This is a genomic window from Tyzzerella sp. An114 (genome assembly GCF_002161055.1).
In the GTDB taxonomy this organism is placed as follows: domain Bacteria; phylum Bacillota; class Clostridia; order Lachnospirales; family Anaerotignaceae; genus Fimicola; species Fimicola cottocaccae.
Genome location: NZ_NFLT01000010.1, coordinates 42872 through 65809 on the forward strand (window position 1 = coordinate 42872; position 22938 = coordinate 65809).

Annotated in this window: 23 protein-coding genes, 6 tRNA genes and 1 other annotated feature; of the genes, 2 read left to right on the plus strand and 27 right to left on the minus strand. The window is 32.3% G+C overall.

The window, feature by feature from the left end; translation table 11 throughout:
• From larE to B5E58_RS09725, 7 genes are all read right to left on the minus strand, one after another.
• On the minus strand, positions 1–819 hold the full coding sequence (gene larE / locus B5E58_RS09695; protein WP_088109473.1) for an ATP-dependent sacrificial sulfur transferase LarE: 819 nt from the start codon (positions 817–819) through the stop codon (positions 1–3).
• Positions 812–1423 (minus strand): ABC transporter ATP-binding protein, encoded by a 612-nt coding sequence (locus B5E58_RS09700; protein ID WP_088109474.1) that lies wholly within the window; start codon positions 1421–1423, stop codon positions 812–814. Before B5E58_RS09700 ends, larE begins: the two co-directional genes overlap by 8 nt.
• Positions 1407–2345, minus strand: a complete 939-nt coding sequence (locus B5E58_RS09705) for an oligopeptide/dipeptide ABC transporter ATP-binding protein (RefSeq protein ID WP_088109475.1) — start codon at positions 2343–2345, stop codon at positions 1407–1409. Before B5E58_RS09705 ends, B5E58_RS09700 begins: the two co-directional genes overlap by 17 nt.
• A 4-nt stretch (positions 2346–2349) precedes the next feature.
• On the minus strand, positions 2350–3165 hold the full coding sequence (locus B5E58_RS09710) for an ABC transporter permease (protein ID WP_088109476.1): 816 nt from the start codon (positions 3163–3165) through the stop codon (positions 2350–2352).
• Positions 3158–4144, minus strand: a complete 987-nt coding sequence (locus B5E58_RS09715) for an ABC transporter permease (protein ID WP_088109477.1) — start codon at positions 4142–4144, stop codon at positions 3158–3160. Before B5E58_RS09715 ends, B5E58_RS09710 begins: the two co-directional genes overlap by 8 nt.
• Before the next feature lie 3 nt (positions 4145–4147).
• Entirely contained in the window at positions 4148–5743 is a 1596-nt protein-coding gene (locus tag B5E58_RS09720; protein WP_088109478.1) for an ABC transporter substrate-binding protein, read from the minus strand.
• Positions 5744–5974: 231 nt separating this feature from the next.
• Positions 5975–6664 carry an N-acetylmuramoyl-L-alanine amidase gene (locus tag B5E58_RS09725; RefSeq protein WP_088109479.1) on the minus strand — a complete coding sequence of 230 codons (690 nt, stop codon included), beginning with the start codon at positions 6662–6664 and terminating at the stop codon, positions 5975–5977.
• Between the two features lie 119 nt (positions 6665–6783).
• Between B5E58_RS09725 and B5E58_RS13375 the strand changes: the two genes are divergently transcribed.
• The gene (locus B5E58_RS13375) at positions 6784–6957 is read left to right on the plus strand and encodes a YtxH domain-containing protein (protein ID WP_143597254.1); all 174 of its coding nucleotides are present in this window, start codon (positions 6784–6786) and stop codon (positions 6955–6957) included.
• A gap of 76 nt (positions 6958–7033) precedes the next feature.
• On the opposite strand, the gene treC is transcribed toward B5E58_RS13375, so the two are convergent.
• Positions 7034–8677 (minus strand): alpha,alpha-phosphotrehalase, encoded by a 1644-nt coding sequence (treC, locus tag B5E58_RS09730; RefSeq protein WP_088109480.1) that lies wholly within the window; start codon positions 8675–8677, stop codon positions 7034–7036.
• A 29-nt stretch (positions 8678–8706) separates the two neighbouring features.
• Positions 8707–10650 (minus strand): PTS system trehalose-specific EIIBC component, encoded by a 1944-nt coding sequence (gene treP, locus B5E58_RS09735; RefSeq protein ID WP_088109481.1) that lies wholly within the window; start codon positions 10648–10650, stop codon positions 8707–8709.
• Between the two features lie 253 nt (positions 10651–10903).
• Here treP and treR point away from each other — a divergent pair, with 253 nt between their 5' ends.
• On the plus strand, positions 10904–11623 hold the full coding sequence (gene treR, locus B5E58_RS09740; RefSeq protein WP_088109482.1) for a trehalose operon repressor: 720 nt from the start codon (positions 10904–10906) through the stop codon (positions 11621–11623).
• A 41-nt stretch (positions 11624–11664) separates the two neighbouring features.
• On the opposite strand, the gene B5E58_RS09745 is transcribed toward treR, so the two are convergent.
• The 18 genes from B5E58_RS09745 to B5E58_RS09830 all read right to left on the minus strand — a co-directional run bounded on the left by B5E58_RS09745 (position 11665) and on the right by B5E58_RS09830 (position 22789).
• Positions 11665–11886: a DUF4318 domain-containing protein gene (locus tag B5E58_RS09745; RefSeq protein WP_088109483.1), complete on the minus strand. Its 222-nt coding sequence runs from the start codon at positions 11884–11886 to the stop codon at positions 11665–11667.
• 89 nt (positions 11887–11975) lie between these two features.
• Positions 11976–12986: a GGGtGRT protein gene (locus B5E58_RS09750; protein ID WP_088109484.1), complete on the minus strand. Its 1011-nt coding sequence runs from the start codon at positions 12984–12986 to the stop codon at positions 11976–11978.
• A 20-nt stretch (positions 12987–13006) separates the two neighbouring features.
• Complete coding sequence (locus B5E58_RS09755) at positions 13007–13699, minus strand: iron-sulfur cluster assembly scaffold protein (protein WP_088109485.1); 693 nt, start codon at positions 13697–13699, stop codon at positions 13007–13009.
• Between the two features lie 472 nt (positions 13700–14171).
• On the minus strand, positions 14172–16418 hold the full coding sequence (locus tag B5E58_RS09760; RefSeq protein ID WP_158097727.1) for a diguanylate cyclase: 2247 nt from the start codon (positions 16416–16418) through the stop codon (positions 14172–14174).
• Positions 16419–16540: 122 nt separating this feature from the next.
• Positions 16541–16613 (minus strand) — tRNA-Thr (locus B5E58_RS09765).
• A gap of 57 nt (positions 16614–16670) precedes the next feature.
• Positions 16671–17315 carry an RNA polymerase sporulation sigma factor SigH gene (gene sigH / locus B5E58_RS09770; protein ID WP_088109487.1) on the minus strand — a complete coding sequence of 215 codons (645 nt, stop codon included), beginning with the start codon at positions 17313–17315 and terminating at the stop codon, positions 16671–16673.
• Between the two features lie 13 nt (positions 17316–17328).
• Complete coding sequence (locus B5E58_RS09775) at positions 17329–17844, minus strand: NYN domain-containing protein (RefSeq protein ID WP_088109488.1); 516 nt, start codon at positions 17842–17844, stop codon at positions 17329–17331.
• 27 nt (positions 17845–17871) lie between these two features.
• Positions 17872–18651, minus strand: a complete 780-nt coding sequence (rlmB, locus tag B5E58_RS09780; protein ID WP_088109489.1) for a 23S rRNA (guanosine(2251)-2'-O)-methyltransferase RlmB — start codon at positions 18649–18651, stop codon at positions 17872–17874.
• A 3-nt stretch (positions 18652–18654) separates the two neighbouring features.
• Positions 18655–19098 (minus strand): Mini-ribonuclease 3, encoded by a 444-nt coding sequence (locus tag B5E58_RS09785; protein ID WP_242956646.1) that lies wholly within the window; start codon positions 19096–19098, stop codon positions 18655–18657.
• A gap of 4 nt (positions 19099–19102) precedes the next feature.
• Positions 19103–20515 (minus strand): cysteine--tRNA ligase, encoded by a 1413-nt coding sequence (cysS, locus tag B5E58_RS09790; RefSeq protein WP_088109490.1) that lies wholly within the window; start codon positions 20513–20515, stop codon positions 19103–19105.
• 18 nt (positions 20516–20533) lie between these two features.
• A complete protein-coding gene (gene cysE / locus B5E58_RS09795) occupies positions 20534–21175 on the minus strand; it encodes a serine O-acetyltransferase (RefSeq protein ID WP_206608573.1) in 642 nt (213 codons plus the stop codon).
• Positions 21176–21236: 61 nt separating this feature from the next.
• Positions 21237–21486, minus strand: a binding site (T-box leader).
• A gap of 6 nt (positions 21487–21492) precedes the next feature.
• Positions 21493–21966 carry a 2-C-methyl-D-erythritol 2,4-cyclodiphosphate synthase gene (ispF, locus tag B5E58_RS09800; RefSeq protein ID WP_088109491.1) on the minus strand — a complete coding sequence of 158 codons (474 nt, stop codon included), beginning with the start codon at positions 21964–21966 and terminating at the stop codon, positions 21493–21495.
• Entirely contained in the window at positions 21963–22241 is a 279-nt protein-coding gene (locus B5E58_RS09805) for a hypothetical protein (RefSeq protein ID WP_088109492.1), read from the minus strand. The genes ispF and B5E58_RS09805 overlap by 4 nt, the downstream gene beginning before the upstream one ends.
• Before the next feature lie 104 nt (positions 22242–22345).
• Positions 22346–22419, minus strand: a tRNA-Met gene (locus tag B5E58_RS09810).
• Between the two features lie 37 nt (positions 22420–22456).
• Positions 22457–22529, minus strand: a tRNA-Val gene (locus B5E58_RS09815).
• A gap of 3 nt (positions 22530–22532) precedes the next feature.
• Positions 22533–22609 (minus strand) — tRNA-Asp (locus tag B5E58_RS09820).
• 20 nt (positions 22610–22629) lie between these two features.
• Positions 22630–22705 (minus strand) — tRNA-Trp (locus B5E58_RS09825).
• Between the two features lie 9 nt (positions 22706–22714).
• Positions 22715–22789, minus strand: a tRNA-Asn gene (locus B5E58_RS09830).
• Positions 22790–22938 lie beyond the last annotated feature (149 nt).

The following is a 22938-nucleotide window of genomic DNA, read 5'->3' on the forward strand; positions in this document are numbered from 1 at the left end:
TCACCCCCTACTGATTTTAATGTCCATGCTACCGCTCCTAAAACCTTCCATATCAAGAGTTACATAATCAAAACCTTTTTTCTTTATCTCTCTTGTTATAAAATCTGTGTTCTCAACAAACTTTAAAAAATCTTTTTTGTCAACTTCTATTCTTGCAATATTTCCATGGGCTCTTATTCTAACATTTTGAAAGCCTAATGATTTTATTATATTTTCACCTTCTTCAATTTTTTCAAAAAGCTCAAAATCCATTTTTGTATTATAAGGTATTCTTGTAGCAAGACATGGAGCTGACGGTCTTTCAGAAACTGAAATTCCTCTGTCTCTGGCTATTTTTCTTATCTCTGTTTTTGTAAATCCAAACTGCATAAGAGGACTTTCAACAGACAATTCTCTTATAGCCTTAATCCCCGGACGATAAAAGTTTAAATCATCATAGTTTGTTCCTTCCATGCAAACTTCCAAACCATTATTTTTAGCACAGTCCACAAGTTTTTCAAATATATGTTTTTTACATATATAACATCTATTTACAGGGTTATTTATAAGTTCAATATTTTCAGACTCATCAACCTCTATAATTATATGTTTAATATTTCTTTCATCACAAAGTTTTTTTGCTATCAAAACATCAGCCTTTGGGTGAAGTCTTGTAACAAATGTTACAGCAACAGTTTTATTTTTATCTGACATTTCACTGGCAATATCAAGCAAAAGAGCACTGTCAACACCACCAGAAAAAGCCAAACATATACCTTTTTCAGAGACTTTAGCCATATATTTTTTAAGTTCGTCTAATTTTTCAAAAGTATCATTCAAATGTCATATCCTCCAAATTTATTATTCTAGTACATATTTTTTCTGCAAGATACATATTATGAGTTACTATAATCATTCCTATATTTCTTTTTTCACATTCAGAAATTAAAAAATGCCAAATTTGAGATTGAGTGACAGCATCAAGCATTGTTGTTATTTCGTCAGCTATAATAAACTTTGTATTTTCACACAATGCTCTGGCAACAGAAAATCTTTGAAGCTCCCCTCCTGAAAGTTCTGTTGAGTATCTTTTTAGCCATTCTCTTTTTATACCTAAATTTTCAATTATATAATCATTTAAAACATTACCCTCCAAAAGAACTTTTTCCATTCTCCACATGGGATTTATAGCTTTTTCAGGATGTTGATATATAAGCTGTATGGGATTATAGCCTTTTTTTGAAACAGGCTTTCCGTCAACAGTAATTTCACCATAAATAGGTTTTTCATATCCTGCAATTATTTTTGCAAGAGTTGATTTTCCAAAACCACTTTTTGCAACAATTCCAACTCTCTCACCATAATCAACAGAAAAACTTATATTTTCAAAAAGTATATTATCTTTACTGTATCCAAAAGTTATATTTTTACACTGAATGCCCATATATGCACCTCACAAAACAACTGCCATTATCAAATACACTGACAGGTATATTTCCCCTACATTTTTCCTGTCTCTTATCACATCTGTCAAAATATATACACCCCTCTGAAACCTCATAGGGTGAAGGTTGAAAGCCTTTTACAGCCTTAAAACCATTCTGTGGCAAAGCATTATAGAGGGCTTTTGTATATGGATGATAAAGATATTTTTCACCCTTTATAAAATTTTCAGCCCTAGTAGTTTCAAGAGTTGTACCACCATAAAAAACAGATATTTTATCAGCATATTCAACAGCAATATCAATATCATGTGTTATCATTATAACAGCCTTGCCTCTATCTGCAAAATCTCTAAAATATTTTAATGTTCTATAAGCCATTTTTCTGTCAAGCCCTGGAGTAGGCTCATCTGCTATTATAACAGAAGGCTCTGTCTGTTCAGCTGTTGATATAAGAGCACGTCTAGCCATTCCTCCCGAATACTGAAATGGATATAATTTTTCAGAATTTTCACAAAGGTCATATCTCCTAAAGGCTTTTCGCATTTTTTCAAAACAACTTTTATTATTTTTAATCATAACTTGATTTCCCACTTTCATAAGGGGGTCAAGATATGAAACGGACTGAGGTATAAGACATATTTCTTTCCCTCTTATATCTTTTATTCTTTTTTCTGTAATATCCAATCCTTTATATTTCATACTTCCTGTAACAACAGCATTTTTAGGCAATATTCCCATTATAGCATGGGCAAGAAGACTTTTACCACTTCCACTAGAACCTACAACAGCCAAAACTTCGCCTTTTTCAGCTTTAAGACAAAGATTTGATATAACTTTAATATTTTTTTGTCTAAGTCCTCTGTCATACATATTAAAAGTCACAGAAAGATTTCGTATTTCTATTTCTGGTATATTATTCATATAATCACTCCTGTGAAGTATAAGGGTCAATAAGTGATTTTATATTTTCACCTAAAATATCAAAAAGTATAACTATAATAACAAGCATAAGTCCTGGGAAAAAAGCAAGCCACCAGTAACCTGTCAATATATATTTCATACTCTCCGAAAGTATAATTCCTATTGCCGGACTTTCAGGAGAAAGTCCAAAGCCTAAAAATGTTATAGATGCCTCATGTAATATAGCATGAGGGAAAAGAAGTATACCTCCCACAATAGCTTGAGGAAAAACAAAAGGAATTATATGATTTTTCATTATATAAAAACTACTTTTGCCCATTTTTCTTGATATTTTTATGTACTGCTCATTTTTTATTTGTATAACTTCCCCTCTTACAATTCTTGCAAGACTTGTCCAATGGGTAATGGCTATACCTATAAAAACTCCTTTAAATCCTCTACCTAAAGCAAATGATATAAGCATCAAAAGTACAATATGAGGTATACCCATAACAAAATCTATAAGCCAGCACACAACATTGTCTGTATATTTTGAAAGTGTTCCCGCAAGAGTTCCCAATAGGACAGCTATTATCACACTTATTATTGATGAAGCCATACCAATCATTATACTTGTTGACATACCTTTTATTGTTCTTAAAAACATATCTCGTCCCATCCAATCAGTACCAAAAATATGGTTTAATGAGGGTGCTGTATTTTTAACAGCAAAATCTGCTTTTAATGCTGTCTCCGGTATAATAGCTCCTCCAACAAAAACAGCAAATATTATTAAAATTGTAAAACATATTAAAAATATTGTTTTTCTTCTTCTATTCACTGTATACTCCCCCTTCTCTTATTTTAGGGTTAAGGACAGTATATAATATATTTGCAATAATATTTCCCACAAAAACAAAAATGCTGCTTATAATAGTTATACCAAGTAATAAAGCTATATCTCCTCTAAGTCCTGCGTCAACAGCTGCTTGTCCCATTCCAGGATATGAAAAAACTTGTTCAGCCAATATACTTCCTCCAAATATTTCACTTATAGAAGCAAACTGTAATGTAACGGCTGGAATTAGAGCATTTCTCAAAACATGTCTTTTAATAATATCAATGAGTTTTTCTCCTCTAGCTTTTGCAAAAAGTACATAATCACTTTCCATAATTTCTGTTATTTTTATTCTTGTATGTAATGCAATATTTGAAAATGATGAAAAACTCAAAGTTATAGCAGGCAAAATAGCATGATAAATTTTCTGACCTATTGTTACACTATCAGCACTGACACCAACAGGAACACTAAAACCTGTGGGAAACCAGCCTAAATTTACAGAAAATATCATAAGAAACATCATTCCAATCCAAAATGTAGGGGTTGATGAAATAACAAGACAAATTGTTTTTATTATTCTATCAACAAAACTCCCTTTAAAAACTCCCATTATTATTCCAAGTACAAATCCTAAAATACCTGAAATAATCCAAGATGTTATCATAAGTATCATTGATGATTGAAATTTTTCTCCTATAACTTCTGATACAGGTTTTCTATAAATTAAAGATGTTCCCATATCACCTTTAATAATATTTTCAAACCAATTTTCAAAACGTTCTATGGGCTTATCATTAAGTCCCCAATGTTCCGCTATTTCCTCTCTCTGTTCAGGAGTTACAGCAACACCAGCCCCAACATAACTTTGTACAGGGTCAATAGGTGATGATGTGACAAGTATAAATGAGAAAATAGTCACTGCCACAAGCAAAGTTATCATTCTTATTAAATTTTTTATTATATATTTAATTGTCATCATATTTTATTCCCATTTCCACTCTCTAAGATTTGACACAATAGGCCAAGCATGACCATGAGGGTGTATTTTTTGTTCCCCAATATTAAGTCCTTCTCTCACATAATACAAATGGTCAACATTTACAAGCCATACCCAAGGACATTCACCTTCTGTTGAAACTCCTGTTTCACCGTCCCATTGAACTTTCTTCCACAATTCATTAGCCTTATCACTGTCAGCCTCTGCCATAGCCTCATTTATATATTTATCTGTGATTTCACTTGTATAATTTTCAGGATTATAATAATCTTTAGCAACATTGTCACTGTGATATAACAAATATGTCTCAAGAGGATTTTGTGCTCCCCAACCCATAAGAACAGCGTTACTGTACATTTCTTTGTCTATAATATCCCAGCTTGTACCTTCAGTTACTATCTTTATACCTAATTTCTCAGCTTCTTGACTTACAGCTATTGAGAGAGTCTGTCTTACTGAGTCATCTGCATTATAAAGTAATTTAAACTCAGCTTTTAATCCGTTTTTCTCTCTTATTCCGTCATTATCTGTATCAATCCAGCCACTATCCTCAAGTATTTTTAAAGCCTTATCAAAATCATACTGAACAGCAGCCTCATCACTACCCCAAGGCATTCCGTCACACTCACTATAAGCAGGACTTCCAAAGCCATTTAAAACATTTTCAACAAGCATATTTCTGTCTATTCCATAGGATAAAGCCCTTCTTATGGCAATATCACTTGTAACATTATTTCCTATTTTCGCTCCTGTGTCTGTTGTTTCTCCTTTATCTGGAACAACAGGAAGTGTAAGACCTCTGTTGTCTATTGACTGTAAATTAGCTATTTTCATGCCATCAATTTCATTTTGTGCAAATCCTGCTGTTGTTACAGCAACATCAAGTTGTCCTGCCTTTGCCGCTGCAAAGGCTGCGTCCTCTGTCATAAATAATATTGTGACTTTTTTGATTTCAGGAATTTTTCCATAATAATTTTCATTGGCTTCAAGTATAATTTGTTGTCCTTTATCCCACTGTTTAAGTATAAAAGGACCACTTCCAACAGGATTTTCACCATAACTTTCATTATACAAATGAGAAGGAACTATTCCTGTTCCTGCAACAGTATATATAAAAGCTGACTGAGGATATGCTAATTTAAACTGAACTGTATCATCATCAACAGCTGTAACACTTTCCATAACTGTCAAATCAACAACAGAACCACTTGATTTTGCAGTATTAAATGTAAAAACAACATCCTCTGCTGTAAGTTTTTCTCCGTCTGTAAAATATGCATCATCTCTAATATCAAATGTCCACAAAAGTCTATCATCACTTACGCTGTAATCAACAGCAATATCATTTATTATGTTCATATCTTTATCAGTCTCAACAAGTGTACTTTGAAAAAGAGGGCTTCCATATCTTCCCCAACCTGTACATGGGTCAAAACCTTCCTCTGGCTCTGTACCTATTGCCATTACTATTTCATTTTTGTTTTCTTCTGTTTTTTCAACATTTTCAGTATTTTTTCCACAACCAGAAATAAATACAGCCATAGTTAAAAAAACTGATAAAATAAATTTTAATTTCTTCATACTTTCCTCCCCATTTTTAACATAAAAAACCACAAGAATTTTTGTACAAAAGTGTAGAAAACACCCTTGATATACACTTTAAAAGCCTATTACAAAAACCCTCGTGGTTTATAAATAATTAATTGATATTAAATTTTTAAATTATGCTTCGTGCATTTTTTATAGAAATAATATATATGTTAAAATAAAATAAGTCAAGTTTAGCATGCTAATTATTAACATTAAAATAAATTAAATTTTTTCCTTATCATAAAAATAATCTATTATACCCATATAAATTGCCCATGCAATTTTTTCTTGATATTTTTTGTCATTCAAAAGTTTTTCCTCATTACTGTTACTTAAAAAACCACACTCAACTATTATACAAGGAAGTTTCATAGCTTTTAACATATAATAATCAGTATTTGCTTTTGCAGTTCTTTTATTTTCATTATCCGCTTCAGATATAAGCCTTGATTGTACAAACTCAGCAAGTTTTTTGCTTTCCTCTGATGTTCCATAATAAAAAACTTGTGCACCCTTTGCACTCTCTTTAGGAAAAGAATTTTGATGTATACTTACAAGAATATCTCCATAACTTGAGTCAGCAATATTTTTTCTTTCTTTCATATCCTTATTTTTGCTATCTCCAAGGGCTTCATCTTCATTTCTAGTTATAACAACATTAGCTCCTGAAGTCTCAAGATATTTTTGAAGTATCTGGGAAATTTGAAGGTTTATTATTTTTTCATTTTCACCAATATTTCCCGTTTTACCTGGGTCCCAACCTCCATGTCCCGGGTCTATAACTATTGTTTTTCCCGATATAGGAAGCATTGTTGGGACTGTTATCCTATATGTATATACCAATGATGAAAATATTATAAGGCTAAAAAGAAATATCCACCTATACTCCTTTTTCAAAAAAAAATCTTTCATAATTCCCTCTTAAATATTATTTACTATATTTTATTCAAAAAAACTTGAAATATAATACAGGTATAAAGAACGTAAATAAATAAATAATAATAGTGCAACAAAAACAAAGGAGTGATATTATGAAAAGTTTCACAACAGGTCTTATTGCAGGAAGTATGGCAGCTGTGGCAGGTATGGGATATCTTCTCAGTGACAAAAAAACACAGAAAAAAATGATGAACACAGGCAAAAAAATGGTGTATAAAGCAGAAAATCTCATGGGAGATATAGCCGACACAATGGACAGAATGTAATAATGTAAAATGTAATACGAAAAAAGGGCAGATAAATATCTGCCCTTTCTCTATTCTCCCCAATATTTAATTAAATTTATTTTTTAAGCACTATTGACTCATAAGGTCTAAGTTTAAGAACTCTATCAACCTTACTATCATTATAGTTGCTTAATATACATTTATAACCTGAAAGGTCTATTTCTGTATCCCACAAAATTTCTTTTCCATAGAAATTATTTACAACTATAATTGTCTCACCATTATATTGTCTCTTATATGCAAATATTTCTTTATGATTTTCAGCCATAGACTGGAAATCTCCATAGGATATAGCATCTTCATCTTTACGAAGTTTTACAAGTTTTTTATAATATGCAAAAACTGAATTTTCATCATCAATCTGACTTTCTGCATTTATATATTTATAATTTTTTATAACCTCAATCCAAGGTGTGCCACTTGTGAAACCTGCATTTTCTCCATTATTCCACTGCATAGGAGTACGGCTGTTATCTCTTGAATGAACCTTTAATATACTATATGCATTGTCTTCTGTGAGACCTTTTTCCTGTAAAATTCTAAAATGATTAAGGCTTTCAACATCTTTATACTGAGAAATGTCTGTAAATCCTGCATTTGTCATACCTATTTCCTCACCCTGATATATATAAGGTGTACCTCTCAAACAGTGCACAACTGTTGCAAGCATTTTAGCTGACTCTTTCCAATATTTTTCAGTATTTCCGAAACGAGATACAACTCTAGGCTGGTCATGATTACACCAGAAAACAGCATTCCATGCATTATGCTGTGACATTTTTGTCTGCCACTCAAATATAATATTTTTTAATTTCTGGAAATCGAAAGGTACAAGAACCCATTTCTCATTACCCATAAAGTCAACTTTTAAGTGGTGGAAACTAAATACCATTGAAAGCTCATTGCTTTCTGCCCCTGCATACTGATAACAGTTTTCAATAGATGTACTTGACATTTCACCAACTGTTATAATCTCAGCATCTGTACCAAATGTTGTCTCATTGAGTTCTTTAAGATATTTATGAATATTAGGTCCGTCTGTGTAGAAACGTCTTCCGTCTCCCTCAAAATCGTCCTCAAAAATTCCTTTGCTTATAAGATTTACAACGTCAAATCTAAAGCCTTTTACACCTTTTTTCATCCAGAATTTAACTATATTCTGAACTTCTTTTCTTACTTCCTCATTATCCCAATTTAAGTCAGCCTGTGTAACATCAAAAAGGTGAAGATAATATTCATCAAACTTTTCAACATACTCCCAAGCATTTCCTCCAAATTTACTATCCCAGTTAGTTGGAGGAACTCCAGGCTTTTTACCTTTTTTGAATATATAGTAATTTTTGTATTTTTCATCTCCTGCCAAAGCTTTCTGGAACCATTCATGGCGTGTTGATGTATGGTTAAAAACCATATCAAGCATAAGGCGAATTCCTCTTTTTTCAGCCTCTTTTGCCAGTTCATCAAAATCTTCCATTGTTCCATATCTTGGGTCTATGTTGTAATAATCTTCTACATCATATCCATTGTCTTTCTGTGGTGATACAAAGAAAGGTGTAAGCCATATATAATCCACTCCAAGTTCTTTTATATAATCAAGTTTTGCTGTTACACCCTTTAAATCTCCAAGTCCGTCACCATCTGTGTCATAAAAAGATTTAGGATAAATCTGATAAACTGTACTTTTTCTGAAATCCGCCATATTAAACCAATCCTTTCTATATATTCAAATCAAAATTTTGCTACTACTGTTTCTCCTGCCTTTGAAGGTATACCGCTTATAAGTTCAATATTTTCAGCATTTCCATTATCTGTGATTATAAGCATTGTTGTATCTTTATATCCTGAATTTTTGATTTTCTCTTTTGAGAATTTTATAAGAGGCTGACCTTTCTTTACTTTGTCACCGCTTTTTACAAAGGTTTCAAAACCGTCACCATTCATACTTACAGTATCAATACCAACATGTATTAAAAGTTCAACTCCATTTGAAAGAGTTATACCACAAGCGTGTTTGCTTTCCTCCATAACAACACTTATTGTACCGTCACAAGGTGATACAACAGTTTCATCAGAAGGTTCAAAAGCCACACCATCACCCATTACTTTGTTTGCAAAAACTTCATCTGGAACTTCTTCAATAGGAATAACTTTTCCGCTTAATATTGCACAAAGTTCTTTTACATCACTATTTGAAACAACTGTTTCTTCCACTGTTTCCTCTGTTACTGTTTCTGAAACTTCTTCTCCTGTAAGCTCAACTGTTGAAAGTTTCTTTTTACCTACAATGTATGTAAGTACAAAAGGAATTGCAATAGCTGCTATCATAGCAAGAAGGAATTTACCCCAATACTGAGAATATATTGAAAGTATTCCTGGAAGTCCACCGACACCAATACTTACAGCTTCAACTCCAAAGCCTACTGATATTATTGCCGCAACCGCAGAGCCTGCCATACCACAGATAAGAGGGAAAACATATTTAAGGTTTACACCAAAAAGGGCAGGCTCTGTAACTCCAAGATAACAAGATATACAAGCTGGAATATTAATCTGCTGAGCTCTCTCATTTTTCTTCTGTAACATTATCATTGCAAGAACTGCTGAACCCTGAGCTATATTACTTAATGCTATCATTGGCCAAAGCATTGTTCCATTATAAAGTGTTACAAGCTGTGTATCAATAGCATTTGTCATATGATGAAGACCTGTCATAACGATAGGTGCATAAACAAAACCAAATATTGCTGCAAATATTACTTTAATCTGTGATGTAAGACCTGCATATACTATTTCGCCTATAAAATTACCGATTTTCCAGCCTATTGGACCTACAATTGTATGTGCAATTATAACGGCTGGTACAAGTGAGCAAAATGGAACTACTATCATACTTACAACTTCTGGACAGTGTTTTTTGAAGAATTTTTCAAGATAAACAAGTACAAAACCTGCCATAATAGCTGCTATTACCTGTCCCTGATAACCAATCATTGAAACTTGGAAAAATCCAAAATCCCATTTTGGAATTTCAGCTGCTGGTGTTGATGCAACAGCGAAACCATTTAAAAGCTGTCCTGATACAAGAGTAAGACCAAGAACAATACCAAGAATTTGAGTTGTTCCCATTTTCTTTGTGATAGACCATACGATACCTACTGGTAATAGATGGAATACTGCTTCACCTATAAGCCAAAGGAAATTGTAAAGTCCCATAAAGAAAGGATAAACATCAGCAAGACTTGCAGTACCATTATTTAAAAAATTAATTTCACCTATAATATTTCTAAAACCAAGTATAAGACCGCCACAGATAAGTGCTGGAATAATAGGAGCAAAAATTTCACCTAAACTTCCCATTATTCTCTGAATAACATTCTGGTTTGATTTTGCCGCACTCTTTACAGCGTCTTTGCTGACACCTTCAACTCCGGCATATTTTGTAAATTCATTATAAAATACTGAAACGTCGTTACCAATGATGACCTGATACTGACCTGCCTGAGTAAAGGTTCCCTTTACAGAAGGAAGTTTTTCAATTTCTTTTTCCTTCGCTTTTGACGGGTCATTTAATACGAAACGCATTCTTGTCATACAGTGGGAAACAGCACCTATATTCTCTTTCCCGCCTATGAGAGTTAATAATTGTTTTACATCATTTTCATACTTAGACAAATTACTTACCTCCTTTTTAAAATCACTCACTTGTTTGAACAACTTGATTATAATATAGTTGTTTAAACAAGTCAATCGGTTTTTAAAACTTTGTAAAAGCTATATATTTTTTAAAATAAAATTTTGTGCAACAATTTTTATTTTTATACTTTAAATTTAATGTGTTTAAACAACTTGACTTTTTTATCCATATTATTATAAAATAAATTATAAATGTTTAAACAAGCACTTTTTACAGGGAGATGTATTATAAATGCCTAAAGCAAAATATGACATAATTTATAAAGACCTTAAAAACAAAATAGAGTCAGAGGAATACAGTTTTCAAGAATTTCTTCCCTCTGAAAACACTCTTGTAACAGAATACAGTTGTTCAAGAAACACTATTCGCCGAGCAATGGCTGACCTTATAAAAGAAGGCTATGTTCAGGCTATACAGGGAAAAGGTGTTGTAAATATATTTCAACCGGTAGAACAATCTACATTTAAAATAGGTGGAATAGAATCATTCAAAGAGTCCGCTATAAGAAATCATCAAGTTTATTCAACAAAGGTTGTACACTTTCAATATGTTATAGCAGACAAAAAAACAGAAAAAAGAACAGGATTTTTAGAAGGTACAGAACTTATATATATACAGAGAATTCATTATTTTGACGGTAAACCTCTTATAGTAAATCACAACTATTTTTTAAAAGAGCTTATGCCAGAACTTTCAGTTGAGGTTGCAGAAAAATCAATTTATGAGTATTTAGAAAACACTCTAAACATGACAATAGTGACCAGTAAAAGAATTATGACTGTTGAAAAAATGAATAAAATTGACAGTACATATTTAGACCTTAAAGACTATAATTGTTTAGCTGTTGTAAGCAGTCAAACTTATAACAGTGATGGAATTATGTTTGAATATACACAGTCTCGTCATCACCCTGATTATTTTAGATTTATTGATATAGCAACAAGAAAATAAAAAAAGTTTCCGATTAATTCGGAAACTTTTTTATTTATTAATTATACTTCTTTACAGAGGATTTCATATCCTCCCCTTATCATATGTATTTTCACTTCATATAGAACATTACTCAAATAAAATTTAATAATTTCTTCTTTACTTTCCCATTTTAAAATTTCATTATTTTTAACAGCATATTTTTCTACAAGATTACATATTGTTTCGGCATTTGGATATTTAAGACTATCATCAAGTTCAATTATAAAACTTTTCTTAAACATAAAATCACCCTTTTTATTTTATTATATCATAAAAATAAAAAAGAGGTCGCATAAGCGACCTCTTAAAGTATAAAAGTATTTAATTCTAATTAGAATTTGCCGTTTTTAGCAGCTTCTTCAACAGCAACTGCAACAGCAACAGAAGCACCAACCATTGGGTTGTTACCCATTCCAAGGAAGCCCATCATTTCAACGTGAGCTGGAACTGATGAAGAACCTGCGAACTGTGCATCTGAATGCATACGTCCCATAGTATCTGTCATACCATAAGAAGCTGGACCTGCTGCCATGTTGTCTGGGTGAAGTGTTCTACCTGTACCACCACCAGAAGCAACTGAGAAGTATTTCTTGCCCTGTTCAACACATTCTTTTTTGTATGTTCCTGCAACTGGGTGCTGGAAACGAGTTGGGTTTGTTGAGTTACCTGTGATAGATACGTCAACACCGTTTAAGTGCATGATAGCAACGCCTTCACGAACGTCGTCAGCACCAAAACATTTAACAGAAGCTCTTTCTCCGTTTGAATATGGGATTTCTTTAACTACTGTAACTTCACCAGTTGCATAGTCGAACTGTGTCTGGCAGTATGTAAATCCGTTAATTCTTGAGATAATCTGAGCAGCGTCTTTTCCTAAACCGTTAAGGATAACTCTTAAAGGCTCTTTTCTAACTTTGTTTGCACTCTTTGCAATACCGATAGCACCTTCAGCAGCAGCGAAAGATTCGTGACCTGCAAGGAAAGCGAAACATTTTGTATTTTCATTTAAAAGCATAGAAGCAAGGTTACCATGTCCAAGACCTACTTTTCTGTCTTCAGCAACAGAACCTGGAATACAGAAAGCCTGAAGACCGATACCGATAGCTTTTGCAGCTTCTTCAGCTGTTTTGCAGCCTTTTTTGATAGCGATTGCAGCACCCATTACATAAGCCCAGCAAGCATTCTCAAAAGCGATTGGCTGAATTTCTTTTACCATTGTATATGCGTCAATTCCGGCATCTTTACAGATTTTTTCACATTCTTCAAGAGAAGCAATACCCTGCTCTGCAAGAACACCGTTTATTTTGTCAATTCTTCTTTCATAACTTTCAAATAATGCCATAGTACTTTTTCCCCTCTTTCTTATTCATGTCTTGGATCGATGTATTTAGCAGCTTCATCAAAACGTCCGTATTTACCTTTAGCTTTTTCGATAGCTTCAGCAGGCTCTACACCTTTTTTGATAAAGTCCATCATTTTTCCAAGATGGATAAACTCATATCCGATAACCTGGTCATCAGCGTCAAGAGCCATTTTTGTACAATAGCCTTCAGCCATTTCAAGGTATCTTGAACCTTTCTCTTTTGTTCCGAACATTGTACCAACCTGGCTTCTTAAACCTTTTCCAAGGTCCTCAAGGCTAGCACCGATAGGAAGTCCGCCTTCTGAGAAAGCTGTCTGAGTTCTTCCGTAAACAATCTGTAAGAATAATTCTCTCATGGCAACGTTGATAGCGTCACAAACGAGGTCTGTGTTTAATGCTTCTAAAAGAGTTTTACCTGGTAAAATTTCTGATGCCATAGCAGCTGAATGTGTCATACCACTACAACCTAATGTCTCAACAAGAGCTTCTTCAATGATACCGTCTTTTACGTTAAGAGTAAGCTTACATGCTCCCTGCTGAGGTGCACACCAGCCTACACCGTGTGTAAGACCTGAAATATCTTTAATTTCTTTTGCCTGTACCCATTTTCCCTCTTCTGGGATTGGAGCAGGACCGTGATAAGCTCCTTTTGCAACATGGCACATATTTTTTACTTCTGCTGAATAAATCATAGAAACACTCCTTCTCTAATTATACTTAAATACTGCGGCAAAAACAGTCTGCCAAGGCAGCTGTGCCTTAATATCCCAAAAACCAAGGCATACTAACTGTTTTTTACACTACCGCAAGGGAGAAGCCATTCTCTCTTCTTGAGAATTATATCATAAAAAACAAAGTACCGTCAATAATTGTAAACTAGCTAAAAACAGCATATATTCAATGAAAATATTAAAAATAAACTATAAAACAAACAAAAATGCGATTTATTTAACAAACATAATAATTTATTTTTATAAAAACAGTCATAAAACTTTATGTTTAATAATTCAACAAGATAAAATACAACAATTATTATAAAAACATAACTAAAAACCATGATTTTTTCTACAATATCTACAAAGTATTATTTTTATTAATATAATTAAAATAAAAATTAACAATAAAATAAAGCCTAAACTAAATAAAAGTCTAGGCTATATATATTTACATTTGTCTATAAAAATTATATTTACCTCTGCCACCATTTTTTGATAAATAAAGAGCTTCATCTGCTTTTTTATAAATCTCGTTATATCCATTTCCGTCATAAGGGAACTTAGCTATTCCTATACTTAATGTCAATTCTATTTCAATATCATCAACTTTATACACATATGGAGATGATAAATTTTCGGCTTTTCTAGAAACAACACTCATATCTTTTATGCCATCAATTAATACTATAAATTCATCTCCTCCAAGCCTACCAACAATATCATTTTTTCTGAACTCATTTTTTATCCTTGAAGCTGATATTTTAAGTATTTCATCTCCCACACTATGACCGTATGTATCATTTACAAACTTAAACTTGTCCACATCTATAATCATTACAACAGCTGATTTATGTTCTTCTGACATATATTCTGTGATTTTCTTTTCAACAGTAGCCCTATTAAATATGCCTGTAAGTATATCAATTTCAGCATTATATTTTAAAAGTATAGCCTGCCTTTTAGCTTTATCAATATCCTTAACATAGAAGAAACTTTTATTTATACCATATACAGGATTTTTTATAATATTTTTTATTACAGAAATCCATCTGTAATCTTCAACACCATTTTTTACAAATCTTGCTCTAAGTTCAATATTTCTAAGTTCATTATCACTTTCAACTATATACTTTGCAATTTTAATATCTTCTTCAAAAATATATTTATTGTATATAGTATCGCAAAAACTCTCAAAAGAATTATGTAATAATTTTAAAGAATTAATTTCAACATTCATTGTTGCATCAATTTTAAATTCACCTGTATTCATATCAACTTCAACTATAATCATGTTGTCGCCAGTCATAGCTTCTTTTAAATTTTTCTCTTTAATATACATTTCTTCTGCATTCTTTTTCTCTGTAACGTCCTCTATAACACCTATTGATTTTATAACATTACCATTTTCGTCAAATACATTCATTATATCAAAATTTGCCCATATACTTTTATTATTACAATCATTACATTTTACAGAGAATGAAACTCTTTTTTCTTTAAGTTTTATTTTATCAAAGGCTTCAAATACAGTAGACCTATAACTTTCATCAATTATATTTTTTGTAAAGAAACTTTCAGGAACATCATAAATAAGTTTAGGCATACCATAAAAACAGTTTGATACAATCACATTTATTATATTTTCATCAGGATAATAATCAAATATAGTTTTCTGACCATGTTCTGCCGAAATTCTAAAGGTCTCCTCGCTTATTTTAAGTTCTCTGTTTGTATTCATAATTTTTTTATTTGTATTATTTATAATGTATATTATAAGAGCAAAAAGCAAAAGAGCCGAAAGTATTGTACATACTATAAGTTTTATAACTGCATAATTTATTATTTCCATTTGGTTAGTTATATAAGTTTCAGGTACAATAACAAATATATTCCAAGTATTTATGCCAAGGGGCATGTAATAAGCAAATTTTCTTTCTCCTCCAAGCTTATATTCCAATATTCCACTTTTTTGTGAATTAAGATTATCTATAACAATATCGCCACTTGAAGGCTCTATATATTTTATATCATAATCAATTTTATTTTCAAATCTTCCTGCCATATTAATATCAAATTTTTCAGAGTCATATATTATATCTTTATTTCCATTAGAAATAGTTATTTTGACATCTTCATTAGTAATATTAATATCTTTGAAAAAATTTATATAATAGAGTTGAAATCTTGCCGCCAAAACACCCTTTATATTTTCAGACTGGTCAATAACAGGAACACTTATAATAACATCTACATCACAATATTTATCTGAATTTTTTTCTGTATCAATACAAATATCTCCATTGAGAGATTTTAAAAAATAATCCTTTTCTGTCAAATCAACAACTGTTCCATTATTATTTACTCCTATACCTGTTGTATCAACAAAAGCTATCTCTTTAAAATCCTGTCTCTTAGCATAAATATTTAGATTTTCACATATTTCATTTATATTATTATCTCTAGAAATAAATTCTGATGTCATTATAATATAATTTTCTATATCATCAAAAATTTCATTAATTACTGTTGTTTGCTGTTCAACAACTTGTTCAAGACGCTCCATGCTATTTTCAAACTCATTTTTATACACAAAACTTTTGAATATTAAAGCAAAAACAATTACAGCTAGTATAGCAACACCAATAAATACGTCACCATATTTTAAATTATAATTAAACTTTAATTTTTTTAACATAATTTTCACCATTATCAAAAAATTTTATTTTATGTAATTATATCATAGCACACAAACAAAAAACACCCTCATAAAGAGAGTGTTTTATATATAATAATGTTTTATATTTTTCAATTAAAATAAGCTGATGACGGGATTTGAACCCGAGACCTCCGCACTACCAATGCGGTGCTCTACCAACTGAGCTACATCAGCAAAATTTAGATATATACAGTATTTGTACATATCTAAATCATAGTATCATAATGAAATTTATGTGTCAAGTTCTTTTTCTTCCATGAATTTTTCAATTTTCTTTTTAACACGTTGAAGAGCATTATCAACAGATTTTTCAGGTTTACCGCTTATTTTTGAAATTTCAAAATAGCTTTTTCCCTGAAGATAATAACCAAGAACTTTTCTCTCAAAATCACTAAGTATTTTTCCTATATTGCTTTCAATATAATCTTTATTTTCCTGACCTATAAGTAAAGCTTCAGGGTTCATTTCATCAACAGTTTTTAATATGTCCATATATGTTTCTTCAGAATCATCATTAAAAGCTGATTTATTCAAAGAAACATAAGAATTTAAAGGCATATGTTTTTGTCTTGTAGCTGTTTTTATAGCTGTTATAATCTGTCTATTTATACAAAGCTCTGCAAAGACTTTAAAAGATGCATTTTTATCTTTCTGAAAATCTCTTATGGCTTTATAAAGACCAATCATACCTTCCTGTATAATATCTTCACTGTCAGCACCTATAAGGAAATATGCTCTTGATTTCATTTTGACAACATTTTTATATTTTCCAAAAATATATTCCTGTGCATCAGTATCTCCAGACTTTATAAGGTCTATAACATCTTCATCATGCATATTAATATATTTATTAAAAACAAAAGTTTCTTTTTTCATAAGTACATATCCTCTATTTCTGCCTTCTCATCATTTCAATCCATTGTCTCGTTTCTTCATCAACATTATCTGTGAGAAGGTTATTTTTTGGCGGACGCTTATTTATATATCTCTCACGTATTGTATTTTCAATACCTTTAACCTCGTTATAAAGCTCTCTTGCAGAAACTCTTGTAGCTCCACTACCAAGAATAATAAGCTGTTCCAAGCCGTCTGATGTGGCAACTCGTACAGTGTAATGTCTCGGTAATGTGTTTACAACTCTTTCTATATAATGGTCAGCGGTTTCTGCCTCTTTAGTGAATACAACATTTATATTATTATATTCATAAACAGTTCCAATATTTCCTTTTACAAGGTATCCATCAAAAACTACAATAACAGTAATTTTCTTAAAACCTTGATAATTTGAAAGTATTTCAATAAGTCTTTGTCTTGCACTCTCAAGACTAAGTTCACAAAGCTCTTTAAGCTCGTCCCAGGCATGTATAATATTATAACCGTCAACCAATAAAAATTCTTTTGCCAATACAAATACCTCCCAAAGGTACTACAATCAACAGTAATTTCTCTGTCTTACAACTTCATACATGAGAAGTCCAGCAGCAACAGAGGCATTGAGAGATGAAATTTTTCCATACATAGGTATTGAAACAGTAAAGTCACAATTTTCTTTAACAAGACGGCTAACGCCTTCACCTTCACTGCCTATTACAAGAGCAATTCCGCCTTTCATATCCTGTTCAAAGTAATCTGTGCCTTTCATATCAGAGCAAGCTATCCATATATTCTCTTTTTTAAGGTATTCCATTGTACTTACAATATTAGTAACCTTTGCAACAGGCACATACTCAATAGCACCGGCTGAAGTTTTTCCAACAGTTGCAGTTAAACCTACTGAACGTCTTTTAGGTATAATAACACCATGAGCTCCAGCAGTCTCAGCAGTACGAAGTATAGCACCGAAATTGTGAGGGTCTGTTATACCATCAAGAATTATTATAAAAGGGTCTTCTCCCTTTTCTCTTGCTTTCTCGATTATGTCACTAACTTCAACATAGTTATGAGCAGATACAAGAGCGATTACACCCTGATGATTTTTTGTCTGTGAAATTTCATCAAGTTTCTGTCTTGCAACTTCCTGAATGACAATTCCTTTTTCTCTTGCCATTCCAACAATTCTTTTTATAGTACCTTCAACATTTCCTTTTTGAACTAATATTTTTTCAACATCACGTCCACTTTTTAAAACCTCAAGAATGGCATTTCTACCTTCAAGTTGGTTTTCGTTAAATTCTCTCTCAGAATTTCTTTCGGATTTTTTGTAGTTATCCATATATTATTTCCTTTCCATTCCTTTATCAAAAAGCTCTATGGCTCTCTCTATATTCCCTGAAAGATAGAGATAACCAAATACAGCCTCAAGACCGGTAGCGTGTCTATAATCCATAATATCAGCATTTTTAGGCACAGTATGACTTTTAGTGTTTCTACCTCTACGGAAAACACTTTTTTCCTCATCTGTCAAAATATCTTCTATTCTGAAATACATATCAGACTGAGCCTTTGCATTAACAATCCCTCTTGCTTTTTTGTTAAGTATATTAACAGGAGCATTTCCCCAAGATAACACTCTTGTTCTCACAAGCATTTCAAATACTGCATCTCCCACATAAGCAAGAGCAAGAGCCGAAAGTTCCTTCGGCCCCTGTCCATTATTATATTCTGCTTCAAATATTTTTTCCATACTTTTATTAGCTTTGTTAATTTCAATGTTTTCCATAAAATCAACCTCTAAACCACTGAACACCCTGACGAGTATCTTTTATAGTAATTCCCATCTGTGAAAGTTCTTCTCTTATGGCGTCAGCTGTTGCAAAGTCTTTGTTTTTCTTAGCCTCTGTACGTTTTGCTATAAGTTCTTCAATCATAGCTGTATCAGGGTCTTCTGTCTTTTCTTTTTCCTTCTCAAGAAGTCCTAAAACAGAAGTAAGACGATTGAACATTTCCATTTCTTTTTCAGCAAAAGCCTTTGAAACTTCATCTGTTATACTCTTATTTATAAAACGAACAAGCTCATATATAGCTGTTATAGCGTCAGCTGTATTAAAATCATCATCCATGGCTTCTTCAAACTGCACTCTGAATTTATCTATTTCAGCAAGCTGTTTTTCTTCATCTTCTGTCATGTCAGCTTTTTTACAGTTATCTATATAATAAACAAGGCTATTTTTACAATTTTTAATTCTCTCAAGACCATTCTGGCATGATTTCATAAGCTCATCACTGAAGTTAATAGGCATTCTGTAATGACCATTTAAAATAAAGAAACGTATAACTTCATAAGGGAAATGAGCAACAATATCTCTTACAGTAAAGAAATTTCCTGCTGATTTTGACATTTTTTCATTGTCAACAGTTATAAATCCATTGTGAAGCCAATATCTTGCAAAAGGTTTTCCATTACAACATTCACTCTGTGCAATCTCATTTTCATGGTGAGGGAATATAAGGTCTTCTCCACCAGCATGAATATCTATTGTCTCACCAAGGTATTTTTTAGCCATAACAGAACACTCAATATGCCAGCCTGGTCTACCGTCCCCCCAAGGTGATGACCATTTTGGTTCTCCTGGTTTCTGTGGTTTCCAAAGAACAAAGTCTGTTGAGTTTTTCTTAGCATCGTCCTGCTGAACTCTCTCACTAGCACCAGCTATAAGTTCATCAAGATTTTTCTTTGAAAGTTTTCCATATTCATTAAATGCTTTTGTGTCAAAGTACACTGTTCCATTATCTTCATAAGCATAGCCCTTTTCAATAAGCTCGCTAATCATTTTAATTATATTTTCAATTTCCTGTGTAACACGAGGGTGAACAGTTGCTCTTTTTACATTAAGACCGTCAGCGTCTGTAAAAGCTTCCTCAATATAGCGATTTGCTATAACATCCATTGTTGTGTTTTCTTCATTAGCTTTTTTAATTATTTTATCATCAACATCTGTAAAGTTCTGAACATAAGTAACATCATAGCCTTTATATTCAAAATATCTTCTTACAGTGTCAAAAACAACATAAGGTCTTGCATTTCCTATATGGATAAAGTTGTATACAGTAGGTCCGCATACATACATTTTAACTTTTCCTTCCTCCATAGGAACAAATTCTTCTTTTTTTCTTGTAAGTGTATTATACAGTTTCATATTTTACTCCTCCAAAAATTATTTCTTTTCTTCCATATTTTTAATTTTCTTCTCAAGTCTATTAAGTTTACTTATAATCTTATTAAATTCAACCTGAACAGGGTCACTTATTCTTATCTGGTCTATTGTATCAGAAGGATTTTCCTTATTAACCATACAACTTCCACCAGCACGTCTCGCCGGAACACCAACAACAGTTGAATTAGAAGGAACATTTCTAAGAACCACAGAACCGGCACCAACTTTTACATTATCACCAATTTTAATAGGTCCAAGTATTTTAGCGCCAGAGCCTACAAGAACATTATTTCCAATAGTAGGATGTCTTTTTCCCACATCTTTTCCTGTACCTCCAAGAGTAACCCCCTGATATATAAGGACATTGTCACCTATCTCACAAGTTTCACCTATAACAACTCCCATACCATGGTCAATAAAAAAGCCTTTTCCTATTTTTGCACCGGGATGTATTTCTATTCCAGTAAAAAATCTTGAAACCTGAGAAACAAATCTAGCTGCAAAAAACATATGCTTTCTGTAAAGTTTATGAGCAAATCTATGAAAAATCATAGCCCAAAAACTTGAATAGAGAAATACCTCTGCTATACTTTTAATGGCAGGGTCTTTTTCCATAATTGTTCTTATTTCATCTTTAAGCATAAACACTATACCTCCTAAAAAATAAAATTTACAAAACAAAAAAACTTCGTCGCTGAATAAAATCAGAGACGAAGTTTAAATCCGTGGTTCCACTCTGCTTAGGATAAAAAATTTATAAAAATATAAAATATCCTCGCTTGTATAATTTTAACGCAATCTAACGCAGAAAGCTACTAAATTAATAAAACTATCTTTCACCTTCCGAACTCCGGAATGCACTTCTCTGTAATCTCCACAAAAAGGGCTTTCAGCCTATGACCCTTTATCTCTTTTGATTTAAAAACAGATACTCTTTCCTTCAAAGTCTTTTTAATTATTTATTTTTTATCTATGAGACAAACTGCTGAAGCGGAAATACCTTCCTCACGACCGGTAAATCCAAGTTTTTCCTCTGTTGTAGCCTTAATATTTATATCATCAACATCAATTGATAAAACATCAGCAATATTTCTTCTCATACTATCAATATATGGTGCAAGCTTAGGTTTTTGTGCAACAATAGTTGCGTCAATATTTATTATACAATAACCTTTGTTTTCTATCAAGCCTAAAACCTTTTTTAAGAGAAGCAAACTTGATATACCTTTAAACTGTTCATCAGTATCAGGAAAATGTTTTCCAATATCTCCAAGGGCAGCAGCACCAAGAATTGCGTCCATAATAGCATGAACAAGAACATCTGCATCAGAATGCCCAAGAAGACCTTTTGTATGCATTATTCTAACACCACCAAGTATAAGTTTTCTACCTTCAACAAGTTTATGAACATCATAACCAGAACCTACTCTCATAAAATTACCACTTCCTTATACCATTTTTCAAATATTTCATAAAGTTCATTATATCCATACCATTGAAGTATATTTTTTATATCATCTAAATTAAAATTTACTTTTTCAAAAATACCTTCTGAACAATCTCCGCCATCAACAGATAAAAATATTTCATTTTCAGAAGATACATTATTTTTATCAAAAAAATCTCTATCACAGAATATAAGAACATTACCTTTAGAGTCCTTAAAACTCTCTTTTATAATATACGATTTAATTTCACAGTAGTTCATTAAATCACCTCTAATCTTTTTAAGTGATTTTACAAAATAAATTAAATTTTTTCAATAGCTTAAATAAAAAAAATAAGTCCGAATGTTTTCGGACTTATTTAGAATAGCGGAGGAGGGATTTGAACCCCCGACACCGCGGGTATGAACCGCGTGCTCTAGCCAACTGAGCTACTCCGCCATAATCTATATTAAATTTTCATTGTTGTCTAAAAAAATGGGAGTTACAGGGCTCGAACCTGTGACCCCCTGCTTGTAAGGCAGGTGCTCTCCCAGCTGAGCTAAACTCCCAAATGGCGACTCAGAAGGGGCTCGAACCCTCGACCTCCGGCGTGACAGGCCGGCGCTCTAACCAACTGAGCTACTGAGCCATATTAAGTTTAAAATCAAATGGCAGGGGCAGAAGGACTCGAACCCTCGACATTTGGTTTTGGAGACCAACGTTCTACCAACTGAACTATACCCCTATATTAAATTGGCTCCCCGAGTAGGATTCGAACCTACGACCTATCGGTTAACAGCCGAGTGCTCTACCGCTGAGCTATCGAGGAATAGCTATATAATAAGGTAGTAATTTCTTACTGTACCTTCAAAACCGAATATTGTAAGTCTTAGTCATCCGAGATAAATTTTATTGGTCAAGCCCTCGACCTATTAGTATTCGTCAGCTAAACACATTACTGTGCTTACACCTCGAACC